Here is an 11,790-nt window from a genome sequence, read left to right as displayed (position 1 = left end):
GGGGCTACAGACTGGGGAGGGGACAGCTCATGGGGTATTCACTGGAGGTAGGCGCTCCATACCCGAAGCAGGTCAACTGGCCGAAGTCCGCAGCCAATCTCGTACTCAGCGAGGCGTACGTAGAGATCATCTATGCGTTCGACGGTCTCACGCCCGGTGAGCGGGCCGCGTTCGGCACGGGGGCGGCAGCGTTCGCCCTCGTCCCCGGCGACAGGCATCTCATGTGGTGCTACCGCTTCGAAGCGCCGACGAGGCCGGGATTCCGGCCCGAGTCTCTCGGCTGGGGAGACTCTCCCTGGGAGGCGCACAGACAGCGTGACCGCATTCTCGGGGTGCCGGGTCGAGCAGGAGAGCCCTTCCCCGTATACATGGTGCTCGTCGATTCGGGGACGGGCATCGTCGAGGGACTACGTTTCGCCGACTTGGACGAAGGCCTGGCCGACGCGCTCAGAGACGCTGTTGCCCGACAGCTCGCGCTGCCCTACGACGACACGGCCGCATCCCGGGAGATCAATGCTGTCTACGAGCGGCACCCCAGCACGCAGAGCCTCCTGACAGAGGCCACCGCCGGACAGCTGATCCCCGCGTTCGAGAACTGATCGATCGACGTGGTGTCGGCCGGGAATGTCTCGCGAGCGCGGGGCGCAAACGGCAGAAGCGGTGGCCCCGAGCTGTATCCATACGCACCCCAGAGTCAGGCTATGTATTTGGGTGCTGGACGGGTGCGCCTCACCGCGCCGGTGAGGCGCACCCGGGGTCGTTGTCAGGCGTTGATGCGGGCGATCTTGCGGCCAGTCTTGAGGTAGAGGTCGGCGCCGTCGGCTGCGCCGGCCTCAGTCAGGACCACGGCCAGCGTCTGTTGCACGGAGAGCGCTGTGAGCTGGACAGTGTGCTGTTCGCCGTTGGATTCACTGATCAGGCGGAGGCCGTTCTGCTGGGCGATGCGGCGGACCGCCGAGAGGCTGGGTGCGAATCCCAGGGTCTGGCTCAGCAGGGTGCCGAGAGGGGTCTCGGCGTGTTCCTTCAGGGAAACGACCGGCAGGTTCTGGGTGTCGCCGAAGGAGCGCTTGGAGAAGCGGGCGCTGAATTCAGCTCGGGCGGCCTGGGCGGCCCAGGCCGTGGAGGGCGGCTACCACGTCGCCGGCGAGGATGTGCTTGACCGCCATGGGGTGCGCGGTGCCCTCGGCCAGGCGCCTGGTGATCACCTCGATCTCCTCGTCCGTCCACTCTGTGAGCAGCTTCAGGTAAGGATCGGTGAGGTGGTCGGGGATGGACATCATGCGGCCGTAGACGTCGTCCGGGGAGGCGGTGAGGCCGACGTAGTTGCCCTTGCTCTTGCTCATCTTGGCGCCGGTGCCGTCGGTGCCCTCAATGAGCGGGGTGGTGATGACGATTTCCGGCTTCTGGTCCGAGATCGCCATGACCTTGCGGCACATCTGGAGGTTGAGGAGTTGGTCCACGCCGCCCAGCTCGACGTCTGCGGTGATGGCCACCGAGTCCATGGCCATGACGACGGAGTAGACGAACTCGGCGACGGACAGGCCCTGCCCCTCGGCGAGCCGGGTTCGGAAGTCCTCGCGCTGTAGGGACATGGAGACAGGCACGCGGGCCAGGATCTCCACGAGCTGCGGCAGGCTCACCTTGTTCAGCCACTCGCCGTTGAAGCGGAGATCGGCCCGCTCGAAGTCGATGAACGGCGTGACCTGCTGCTGGTAGGTGCTGAGGTTCCGGGCGATGTCCCCGTCGGTGAGGGCGGGCCGTTCCGAGGAACGGCCGGAAGGGTCACCGATCTTCGCCGTGACGTCGCCGATGATAAAGACGACATGGTGGCCCATGCGCTGGAACCGGCTCGCGATGATGATCGGCACCGCGTGGCCGAGGTGCACGTCCGGCGAGGTCGGGTCGATGCCGTACTTGACAACGAAGGGACGGCGGGCTGCCTGGGCCGCGGTGATCTTCTCGGCGAGCGCTGCGGCCGAGGGGATCATGTTGATCGCACGCCCTTCGACCAGGGCGGCCTGCTCCTGGGGCGAGAGGTCGGAAAGGTCGAGGGAGCGCCGGGCTGTTGTCTCGTCCAGGACCTGAGCGACCGTATAGTCCGCGCCCAGGTCCGATCCCTCGAGGATCTGCATGACGCGGGTGACGGACTCGCTCAAGCGGCTCATGATGCCGAGACACTCCCATGATCTTTTGGCTGGGTTGATCGGCGCGGAATGGAAAGGGCGAAGTTACCGCGATCGGTCCTGCTGGCGCATTCAAATATGGGGCCCGCGGTTTCCAGTCCCTATTCGCCGAGATTCGGCGTCCGCGCGCTGCCATTCAGGAGCGCTCGAGCCCGAACGGTCGCTTCCCGGATGCGTGCACGGAGTTCGGTGCTGGGGAGGCTGGCCGCCGCAGCGTCGACGTGCTGATGAGCGGCGTCGAGATGGTGCAGTTGCTGCTCCAAGAAGGCCTCGAGGGCTGAAGCCGCGGGCTGGGGGGCGGTGGCGAGTGCCTGCTTGGAGTAGAGGGACGCCAGGGAGAAGGCCCAGCACGCGTGGAGGAAGCCGTAGACCGGGCGGTGCATGGCGCGCCAGGGGGAGTAGTAGGTGACGTCGTCCGGGAGCTTGATCTCGTGGAGGGCGAGGGCGTCGTTGAGCCAGTTGTGGGCGGCTTCGTGGATGAGGTCGCGGGCCAGGGTCTCGGGGTGGTCGGTGTAGTCCGTGTAGACGGTGCCGGGGAGGCGGGACAGGGTCCAGCTGTGCAGGGTGTCGTACAGGCCGCGGTGGTCGAGAAGACAGATGATCGGGGCGTGCTCGCCGAGGAGCGGACCGAAACCGTGCTGGGTCGCCGAGGCGAGCGCCGCTCGTACGAGGTTGCGGACGTCCTGCGGTGCCGGCGCGCTGTTGGGAGTGATCAGGTAGTACTCGGTGTCGGAGAGGCTGGATCGGAGCCGGTTCTCCGGGTTCGCTGTGAGGATCAGGTGGTCACCTTCGGCGAGGTGGCCGAGCTGGTCGTGGCTCGCGGTGCGGTACCAGGTGAGGAGGCCGTCGTGCTCGGCTCGGGCAGCCTGTTCAGCGCCTTCGAGGAGATGATGGGCGAGCGCGTAGCCGCGGGTGTCCGGGCTCAGCGGCGCGCCGAGGACAGCTGTGATGCGGTTGATGCGATGGCGGCGGTGGTCGGAGAGTCCGTCGAGGGTGAACAAGCTCTCCGTGGTGACGGGGTACATGTCGGCTCCTTACGGCGGGCCCCGGAGGCCGACGAGTCTGTCGGCCTCCGGGGTGCTGGGTCAGGACTGCTGCTCGGGCTCGGTGGCCGCGGTCGGGGGCCAGTCCTCGGTGGCCGCGTTGGACGTGTGGGCGGTCATGCGGATCGGGTCGTCCTCGCGGACGGCCTCCACAGAGGCGAGAAACTCCGCGAAGTTCTGCCGTTCGGTCACGTGCTGCTCCTTCGACGTCATGGGTTTGCTGGGGCTGCTGGTTGCGCAGAGCGGGGTGGCGCCCTGATCGCCGGGAGCACCGGCTCACTCCGAGACCAGTAGCGTCAGGAACTTGCGGATGCGGCCGGTCTCGACGGGTTCGGTGCCGTGAATGAGCTGGCTTCCGAAGGCGGTGAGGGTTCCCGGAGCGGGGTTGGCCGTCCAGCGTGTGCGGGGCATAATGCGAAACCACGGGGAGGAGTTGTCGGCGCCGTCGTGGATGAAGCGCATGGACGACTGGTATCCCGTGGCAGGTGTCGGCGCGGTCGAGGACCACAGGGCCGTGCTCCCGGTGGTCTCGACGTAGAAGGCGCCTCCGGCGTGCGGCGTGTCGAGGGTGACCGTGGCGGCGGCGATCTGCCGGGGCCGGGTGTGCGGGTCGGGGGCGATGCCGTCCGCGTGCGGGGTGATGTGCTGGCCGGGGCCGTACTCGAGATACATCCACGGGCGGTGCCCGCTGACCGAGGGCAGCGCCTGGCGGATACGCGGGAACACCGCGGCGAGCCCATGGTCCAGCAGGGCGGCGGCTTCGCCCGGGATGCTGGTCACTTCGACGCGGCCGGCCGGTTCGTACACGGCCTGGGCTTCGGCCGCAGTGTGACCGGGGATTTCGTGGATAGATGAGCGGCGTTCGGCGTCGAAGTGCTGCCGGCCGCGGTCCGCGAGGGTTCGGTCCATGATCTGTAGCAGATCGTTCATAGCGGCTGGGGTGAGGAAACCCTCGAAGCTGTGGACTCCAAGCGTCTCGGCGATGTGGATCAAGGTCTGGCCATCCCTTCGGGCATGCTCGTTCCAGCGCACGCGCACCTGACCTCGGCGCTGCCGGGTCCAGGTGCTGTCAGCACGTCACCGAGGCGGCTGGCCGCCTCGTCGAGTTCCAGGTAGTACTGGTGGTGATTGCTTCCTGGGGCGGGCGCGAGCTGCAGGTCGAGGACGGAGTATGTGGTCCCTGTGGTCTGGCAGGTGAGGTGGCCGCGGTGGAGTTCGAGTACTGAGGAGCCGGGGAGGACGGCTGTCGCTCGCGCCGTGATGCGGCAGAGCCTGGACGCGAGTTCCGCGTACTCCTCCCTGTCGCGGGGCAGGAGGCCGACATTCAGGAGGCGGGGCTCGGCGTCCGGCAGTCCGGTGTAGGAGTGGCCGCCGCAGCTGTCGTAGGTGATTGCGCCCCAGCCGCTGGTGAGGGCTTCGACGATGGGACGGACCCGGGGCTCGATGCCTTCCTGCCACTGGGGGTGATTGGGATCGAGGTCGTCGGCCTCGTGGATTCCTGGCAAGCCGACGGTGTTGATGTTGCCGTACGGGCTGGTGCTCAGGCGTGCGGGCGTACGCGGGGCGACCGGGTCGTCCCAGCGGGTGAGGAAGGCAGACACGTGGTGCATCGCGTTCGGGTGCCGCGGGCGCCAGCGCCAGTGTCGGCAGAGAACGCCTTCTGGGTGGTCGGGTTGGGCGAGCAGGGCCGCGACGCCGTCGATCAGGCGCATGCGGTGCGCGCAGTACTCGTCGTCCGCATCAGCCTGAGCGAAGCGCCGACGGACCGCGAGACAGCCGGCCCCACACGTCGTGCGGTACGTGCAGCTCACGCACTTCGCGACGAGGGACCGAGACTCCTGGAGGAGAGGAAGGCGAGCCTGCGCTGCTGCGACCTCGGCCTCGGAGCCGATGTCCGCGAGCTGGGCCAGCTTCGCCTCAGGCCAGGGCAGTTCGTCGCAGGTGCCGAGCCGGCCGTCCGGGTAGGCCGTGAAGACGTGGTCGCATTTCAGGTCGGAGAAGTGGCAGGACGCCGTCTGGCCTCCCTTGAGCCGGCGAATGGTTGAGACGACCGGTTCGAGCTTGAACCGGCGGAAGGCTCCCGAAGTGGCCCAGTGGGCTGTGGCTTCGAGGACGAAGTCCGCGTACTGCAGTGGCGTGACCGCCCACGCCGGTCCGGCCGGGCCGATGGCAGCGTTCTGCAGCTGCCTGCTGGGTGTCGTCCTTCGTCCCGCCGCCATGGTGGAGCGGGTGACAGCGGCGTCGAAGCAGGGCACCAGACTGACCGTGGTGACCGCGTCGAACGAGGCCAGGTGATCGATGACCTCGTCCGCTCGCCCGAGTACGTTCGGGGTGACGGCACTGATCACCCCCGCCCGTAGGCCCCGCCTGCCGAGCAGGGTCAGCGCCTTGGCGACCTGCGGGTAGGTGGGACGGCCCTCGTAGTCGACCCGCCAGGAGTTCCCCAGAGCATCGCCGTCCAGGGAGATACCGAACCGGATGTCGGGATAGTGCGCCTCGAACAAGTCGAGCCAGCCTTCGTCCAGCAGGGCGCCGTTCGTCTGGAGCGAAACCTGCTTGACGTTGGGCTGGGCGGCCAGCGCGTCCAGGATCTCAGCCATGCGTTCCCGGCCGACGGTCAGCGGTTCGCCGCCGTGCAGCTCGACGCAGACTGGGCGGGCTCCGAACAGTTTGGCCAGCCGGTCCACCTGGTCGGCGCTGATCCGGGCGCCGCCCGGTGCTTCCTTGCGCTTTTCGAAGCAGTACAGGCAGTCGATGTCGCACGTCTCGCCCCGGAGCTTCAGGATCACGGACACGGCGGTGTCCATCCCGGTCTCGGGCAGCGATGCGTACAGCGATTCGATCGTGCGGGCGTGCATCGCAAGCCTCCAAGGGCACGATGAGGGATGGGGACGGTCAGGAGTCGGCGGCGTCGATGGCGGCGCACCAGCCGAGCAGCGCGGGTTCCGTCACGGGCACGTGGACGTCACCACGGCGCAGAAACCAGCCGTCGGCGTAGCGCTGGGGAAGCCAGCCGGCGAACGGATCGCCCAGGTCCGGCGGCGTGCCGGGTGCGCAGTGGACGGGCCAGCAGGAGAGGAGCGCCTCGGTGAGAATCCGCTGGGCAGGACGGAACCAGGCCCAGTCCCGGGTGCTGGGTGCGAGCGCGGGAGAAGGCAGCGAGGTCTCGGAGAGTGTTGCGACCAGCGGGAGCCACTTATCACCGAGCACCGGCTGGCCGGACGCGGCGCAGTGCAGTGCGAGCAGGCAAAGCTCGAACTTCTGGACGGTCACCTGGATCGGCGCGGTCAGCCGGTCGAGCAGCAGACCGACCAAGTCCTCCGCGAGGCTTGCGGCGACTTCCGCCTGGTCGGCCAGGGCCCAGCGCCGGTAGCCGGCGCACTCATCCTCGGTCAGGACGGGGTGCCACGCGCCACCGTCGTAGGCCAAGGCGGTGCGCAGACGCAGCAGTTCGCCTCTCGCTCCCCGCACGCGACGGAAGGTGTCGAGGTGATCGCGGCGTACGTCGAAGGCTGTTAGCAGCGCCCTGAGGCGCTCCACCTCATTGCGAGACGAAGCCTGGAAGTCGACCCGCACACCGTCGACGATCTTCGACTCCCAGCGCTCGGACGCGCCGCTCACGATGACCCGGAGATCCACATCGCTGGTCGCGTGGGCGAGACCGCATGCCAGAGCGCCCTCCAGCCACACCTCCTCGGCCTGCCCGGCCTCCAGGAGGGACTCCGCGACGTCTTCAGCGATCTTCTGGCGTCGATGGACCGACAGGCTCATCCCGTCCCTCCTTCGGGGAAGGCCGGCTGTTCGTCGGTGACGAGGCGGCGCACGAGCTCCACCGCCCAGGAGTCCAGCCCGGCCCGGACGTCAGATCGTTGTGCTCCGATATGGGGGGAGACGAGCAGGTTCATGGGCTCTGTGATGCCCTGGAGCTCGTCCACGTGCTCGCGCTCGATCGCGTCGACAGCGAGTCCGGAAAGGCGCCCCTCGGCGAGAGCAGCCATGCAGGCCGGGAGATCCAGAGTTTCAACCCGGCCCACGCAGATCACGTGCGGGCGGATGTTCTCCGTACGACGAAGGAACTTCAGGCCGATGAACTCCCTGGTGCTGGCGCGCAGGGGGAGGGCGACCACGTGGATCGCCGCCCGTTCCATCAGCGCCTCGGCGGACAGCTCCGTCACGTCGAGCGGGTTCGACGGCCACCAGGAGTACGAGACGCTGCTGGCATGGGGCGCCAGGGCGCGGCCGACGGCGAGCCCGACGGGCCCGGCACCCCAGATGCCGATGGTCATGTCGGCCAGCGGTACGGACATGCAGGCGTGCTTGTCGTGCACGCCGGCCAGGAGAGCGTTGTGCCCCAGCGGCATGCGACGGGTCAGCGCCAAGGCGGCTGCGAGGGCCCACTCAGCGACGGCCGGCGCGCTGGCGGAGGCGTTGCGGTGCAGCCCGATACCACGGCGGGCCAGTGCCTCGAGATCGATATGGTCCGTACCGGAGCCACACCGCACGACGTGCCGCAGTCGGGGCAGCCGCCGCAGCTCGGATTCACCGAGCCGTACTCCGGAGCGCAGGATCAGGATCGAGACGGAATCCGAGGCACAGGCGGAAGGCACCTCCTCGGCCTCCAACAGGCCGACTTCGCTGACGGCTGTGCGTAGGCTCGCGGCATCCATGGCCCCGCCGAGGACCAGCACACCGGCCGTCATGCCGTCTTCCTCTCGTACCGGCCGAAGGCGAGATCACCTTCACCGACTATCACGGTCATGGGGGAGGGGACACCGAAGTAGGCGTCGCAGGCCCGCTTCACGCCAGGAAGGCCGTCCCACGCCCGCGGATTGACCTCCGTGTCCGCGTAGTCGTCCACCATGAGCACGCCGCCGGTTACGAGCCGGGGGACGCAGTTCTCCAGGCCGGTGAGGGTAGAGGCGTAGAAGTCACCGTCCAGGTAGGCGAAGGCGACCTCGTCCGGAAGCGATCTCGGGAGGGACTCGTAGAACGAGCCGGGGTGGATCACCGGGGGTCGGGCTCCCCATGACGTGTGGAGCGAATGGACCTCGGCCGGTGAGGAGAGAAGCTCGCCTTCCGCAAGGTGCTCGGAGTCCTCCACGCCCGGTGACGGCAGCCCCTGGAAGGAGTCGTAGACGTAGATCGTTCGGTCATGGCCACCGAGCGAGTCGAGGACCGCCCTCATCCACAAAGCCGTGGCTCCGCGGTAGGTGCCAAGTTCCACGACAGCGCCGGGCACCTTCTGCTCGGTGATCCTGACCAGTTCCGCCGCGATCACGCGGAGCCGGTCCGCGCAGACCGTGCCGGAATGCTGGCGCAGCAGCCAGTCGCGCAGTTTCTGGAGACGGGAATCCACGATGATCACCATGTGTCCATGAAGGGGTCGTCCAGCTCTCCCCGCAGGGCGCTGAGCAAGGGCTGATTGATTCTCGGCAGCAGATACACCTCGGGGAGCCGGTCCACCGGAAGCCACTCGAAACCGACCTGGATCGGGTCCGGGGGGTCTGACATCCTCGGTTCGGCGTGGTCGAGAGACTCGGCCAGGAAGTTGAACTGCACCTTCTGCACGTCCCCGAACTCCCCGTTCCAAGAGGAAGGGACGTACTCGACGACGCCCAGGAGACGGCGGGCGACGACGTCCAGCCCGGTCTCCTCGGCAACCTTGCGGCGGACGGCCTCGCGTAAGCGCTCGCCGGTTCGCGCCTTGCCGCCGGGAAGGTTGTAGTGGAACCCCGAGTGGTCGTCGTACGACAGCAGCAGGACCGCCCCTTCCCGGATCACCGCGGCCTTCACCGAGACACTGATCCGGGGCAGTGGTGCCGTCAGAGGCATGACACAGCCTCCGGCTCCCCTATGGCCAACAGATCCCCGACGCTCGCCAGCGGAGCCCCGAGGGACGACGTGAACGTCCCGGCGGTGCTGAAGCGGCGGATCGCCCCACGCATCCCCGCCAGCGCGGCACGGCTGAGCTGGTTGGCGTAGATGCACAGGCCGTACCCGGCCGCACCGAGCTCCTGGGCCGTGACGCCAGGGAAGGCCGTCGGCACGCTCACGAGCGGAAGGTCGATGTCCCAGGCGCGGGCGACAGCCAACGCCTCCTGGCCGGTGGTGTCCTTGGAGTGAATGAGGACCGCGTCGGCCCCGGCCTCCGCGTACGCCTTAGCGCGGTCCCTCGCGGTTTCGAGTCCGGCACCGGCGATCAGTGCCTCGGTACGCGCAATCAGAACGAGCTCGTCGCCGACCGACTTCCGGATCGTCTGCAGCTGCCGACAGAGCAGGTCGCGCGAGGCGAGACCCTGGGAGGTGTGGGCGGAGAAGCTGTTGCACTTCGGATAACTGCTGTCCTCCACGCATACCGCCGTGGCACCCGCCCGCAGCAGGTCCGCCGACGTGCGTTCCGCGGTCGTGACGGCGCCGCCCGCGTTGTCGACGTCCACGATCACCGGAAGCGCGGTCACCCGCGAGACAGACGTGACCACATCCGCGAGATCGCGGGGACCCAGAACGTTCGCGTCCGGCAGGCCGGCCGCGGCCGAGACCTCCAGGCCGCTCACCCACAGGGCGTCGAAGCCGCCCTCGGCCGCCAGCCGGGCGGCGATCGCGTTGACCGCGCCGACGGCGAGAAGAGGGCGACCCCTCTCCCTGGTACGCATGGCCAGCCGAAGGGCATCAGCGGATTGCTCAGGCATCTTCGCCCCCACCTCTCTTGATAACCGGCAGGAGACCCCGTTCGCGCAGCGCGTCCCAGGCGCTGAGAAGGACCTCAGCCCGAGGCCGGGCCGCATCGAGGCGCACCACTTCCCCGAGCAGCGGGAAGGCGCCGGCGTCGGAGAGCACGGCCGTGTAGACCTCGCGGACCCGGCTCTGGACGTCTTCCACATCCCAGTCGGCACGGACAGCGTCCCCTGAGCGGGCGTGCGCACGTTGCAGGGAATCGATCGGGCTGAGATCGAGTACGAAGGTCAGGTGCGGAGCGTGAGCGACGGACGGGGCGAGCAGCCGATAGGTCTCGGCCGGCTTCATGCCGTGCTTGACCTGGAAGAACGCGAGCTCACTGAGGAGCCACCGATCCGAGATGACCGGGCGTTCCGCGAGCTGCGGCAGTACGAGCCGCTCCAGGGTGGCGCCCTTGTCCGCCACGATGGCGGCGAGATAGGCGTCCCTGTTCGCCGAGGTCGGCTGGTACTTGCCCGCGATGATGTCCGGCGCGGCCGCCGGCGCGAGGAAGTTGGTGGTGAGGGTGCACAGCGGCGTCATGCCGTACAGGCCCTCCCAGAGGCGGAACAGGCCCTTGCGGAGGGTCGTCTTGCCGGTGCCGTCGAGGCCCTCGATGACGATGAAGGGGTGACCCATTACTCCACCTGCCCCGCTCCGGTGCCGCCCGTGTACTTCGTGAACCGGCCCCGCCACCGGGCACTCGTGGAGACCAGGTCCACGAGCCGGAGCTCGCCAAGCTCGTCAAGCAGCTCGGGAAGCTCCAGCTCAGCCTCGATTCCGAACTCGATCGCACGGCAATAGGCGGACCGGAGATCAGAGGGCTCCGCCGTCCGCAGCGCGGCCTCGAGGACCCTGGTGGCCATGCCCACCGCGACGGCGCGCACAGCCGGCACCAGGGCCTGTGCATGCAGGGGGCTCGGGTGCGGCTCAAGGGTGAGGTGATGGACCCCGCGGTGGCGGATGACGGCGAAGAAGCCGACCCACCAGGCGGCTGCTTCGCAGGCTACGGCCACGGCCTCGCGCCACGGTGCGGCAGAGCCCTCAGCGGAGATACGCCAGGCCGTGCGGTGCGCCTCCGCCTGAAGGGGGCTCCCGGGCCCGGTGCACTCGGCGCCGTGCTGCCGTGGAAGGTCGTACCAGTAGCCCAGGCCACTGGAGCTCAGCAGCTCCCGTGCCTCGGTGGAGGGCTGCAGACCGGGACGGCCGGCCAGGTGCGCGGGACCGATGTCCTCGATGTCGGCGAGCCGGCCACCCGCGGCGACGCCCGAGCGCCACTCGTCGAGGTGCAGGTACAGCCGCTGGGTCATCAGTCCGTCGGCCAGGGTCTGCCAGGCCAGGGATAGCGGGGGTGTTCCCGCTAGGGGTGGTGAAACAGCCTGTGGTGTCACTGGGGGCGTCTCCTTCGTCGTACGAGAGGCCGACAGCAGGGCCTCACGACTGGGTACGGTTCACGATCCCAGGGACATCGGCGCCGGGTGATGAGCGTTTATGCGTGATCGCGGAAGTCTCGTCACATGACGTCGTGTTGAGCGGGAGAATGCCGGTCATGGGGAGCCCCGACAGACGACGATGCCCGCAGTGCGGCACGGTCCTGAGCCGGTCCAACGCTGGTACGCACTGCGCCCCCTGCCAGCGCGACCCGATCCGACGTCTGGACCCTGCCTTCTGGGCCGATCCCGTGGTACGAACTGCGGCAGCCGAGTGGGACTTCGGTGTCGTGGTACGCCTCTTCCGGAAGCACACGGGGTTGTCCCAGGCAGCCGTCGCCCGCCTAGTGATCTGGTTGTGAGTTGTTCCGGCACCACGTGAGTCGTTTTCCGCACCAATTCACGGGTTTGGGTGTCGGT

Annotated in this window: 12 protein-coding genes and 1 pseudogene; 1 reads left to right on the top strand and 12 read right to left on the bottom strand. The window is 68.4% G+C overall.

Annotated elements, in window-relative coordinates:
* Positions 1-29 precede the first annotated feature (29 nt).
* Positions 30-599, top strand: coding sequence for a hypothetical protein (locus MTF69_RS39950; protein WP_243341711.1), 570 nt, complete (start codon positions 30-32; stop codon positions 597-599).
* A gap of 164 nt (positions 600-763) precedes the next feature.
* On the opposite strand, the pseudogene tyrS reads toward MTF69_RS39950, so the two are convergent.
* The 12 genes and pseudogenes from tyrS to MTF69_RS39890 form a co-directional block, all read right to left on the bottom strand.
* A pseudogene (gene tyrS / locus MTF69_RS39945) lies at positions 764-2,165 on the bottom strand (tyrosine--tRNA ligase).
* Positions 2,166-2,284: 119 nt separating this feature from the next.
* Complete coding sequence (locus MTF69_RS39940) at positions 2,285-3,208, bottom strand: HEXXH motif-containing putative peptide modification protein (RefSeq protein ID WP_243341710.1); 924 nt, start codon at positions 3,206-3,208, stop codon at positions 2,285-2,287.
* A gap of 60 nt (positions 3,209-3,268) precedes the next feature.
* The gene (locus MTF69_RS39935; RefSeq protein ID WP_243341709.1) at positions 3,269-3,418 is read right to left on the bottom strand and encodes a hypothetical protein; all 150 of its coding nucleotides are present in this window, start codon (positions 3,416-3,418) and stop codon (positions 3,269-3,271) included.
* 84 nt (positions 3,419-3,502) lie between these two features.
* Complete coding sequence (locus MTF69_RS39930; protein ID WP_243341708.1) at positions 3,503-4,156, bottom strand: 2OG-Fe(II) oxygenase; 654 nt, start codon at positions 4,154-4,156, stop codon at positions 3,503-3,505.
* Between the two features lie 59 nt (positions 4,157-4,215).
* Entirely contained in the window at positions 4,216-6,084 is a 1,869-nt protein-coding gene (locus MTF69_RS39925) for a radical SAM/SPASM domain-containing protein (protein ID WP_243341707.1), read from the bottom strand.
* Positions 6,085-6,121: 37 nt separating this feature from the next.
* Positions 6,122-6,997 (bottom strand): hypothetical protein, encoded by an 876-nt coding sequence (locus MTF69_RS39920; protein ID WP_243341706.1) that lies wholly within the window; start codon positions 6,995-6,997, stop codon positions 6,122-6,124.
* Positions 6,994-7,926 (bottom strand): D-isomer specific 2-hydroxyacid dehydrogenase family protein, encoded by a 933-nt coding sequence (locus MTF69_RS39915; protein WP_243341705.1) that lies wholly within the window; start codon positions 7,924-7,926, stop codon positions 6,994-6,996. Before MTF69_RS39915 ends, MTF69_RS39920 begins: the two co-directional genes overlap by 4 nt.
* The gene (locus MTF69_RS39910; protein ID WP_243341704.1) at positions 7,923-8,594 is read right to left on the bottom strand and encodes a TylF/MycF/NovP-related O-methyltransferase; all 672 of its coding nucleotides are present in this window, start codon (positions 8,592-8,594) and stop codon (positions 7,923-7,925) included. The genes MTF69_RS39915 and MTF69_RS39910 overlap by 4 nt, the downstream gene beginning before the upstream one ends.
* Positions 8,588-9,058 (bottom strand): NUDIX domain-containing protein, encoded by a 471-nt coding sequence (locus MTF69_RS39905; RefSeq protein ID WP_243341703.1) that lies wholly within the window; start codon positions 9,056-9,058, stop codon positions 8,588-8,590. Before MTF69_RS39905 ends, MTF69_RS39910 begins: the two co-directional genes overlap by 7 nt.
* Positions 9,049-9,879: an isocitrate lyase/phosphoenolpyruvate mutase family protein gene (locus MTF69_RS39900; protein WP_243341702.1), complete on the bottom strand. Its 831-nt coding sequence runs from the start codon at positions 9,877-9,879 to the stop codon at positions 9,049-9,051. The genes MTF69_RS39905 and MTF69_RS39900 overlap by 10 nt, the downstream gene beginning before the upstream one ends.
* A gap of 28 nt (positions 9,880-9,907) precedes the next feature.
* A complete protein-coding gene (locus MTF69_RS39895) occupies positions 9,908-10,579 on the bottom strand; it encodes a thymidylate kinase (protein WP_243341701.1) in 672 nt (223 codons plus the stop codon).
* Positions 10,579-11,250 carry a hypothetical protein gene (locus MTF69_RS39890; protein WP_243341700.1) on the bottom strand — a complete coding sequence of 224 codons (672 nt, stop codon included), beginning with the start codon at positions 11,248-11,250 and terminating at the stop codon, positions 10,579-10,581. Before MTF69_RS39890 ends, MTF69_RS39895 begins: the two co-directional genes overlap by 1 nt.
* Positions 11,251-11,790: the final 540 nt, after the last annotated feature.

The organism is Streptomyces sp. AP-93 (genome assembly GCF_022808175.1).
Taxonomy (GTDB): Bacteria; Actinomycetota; Actinomycetes; order Streptomycetales; family Streptomycetaceae; genus Streptomyces.
This window is presented reverse-complemented; position numbering and strand designations above follow the sequence as displayed.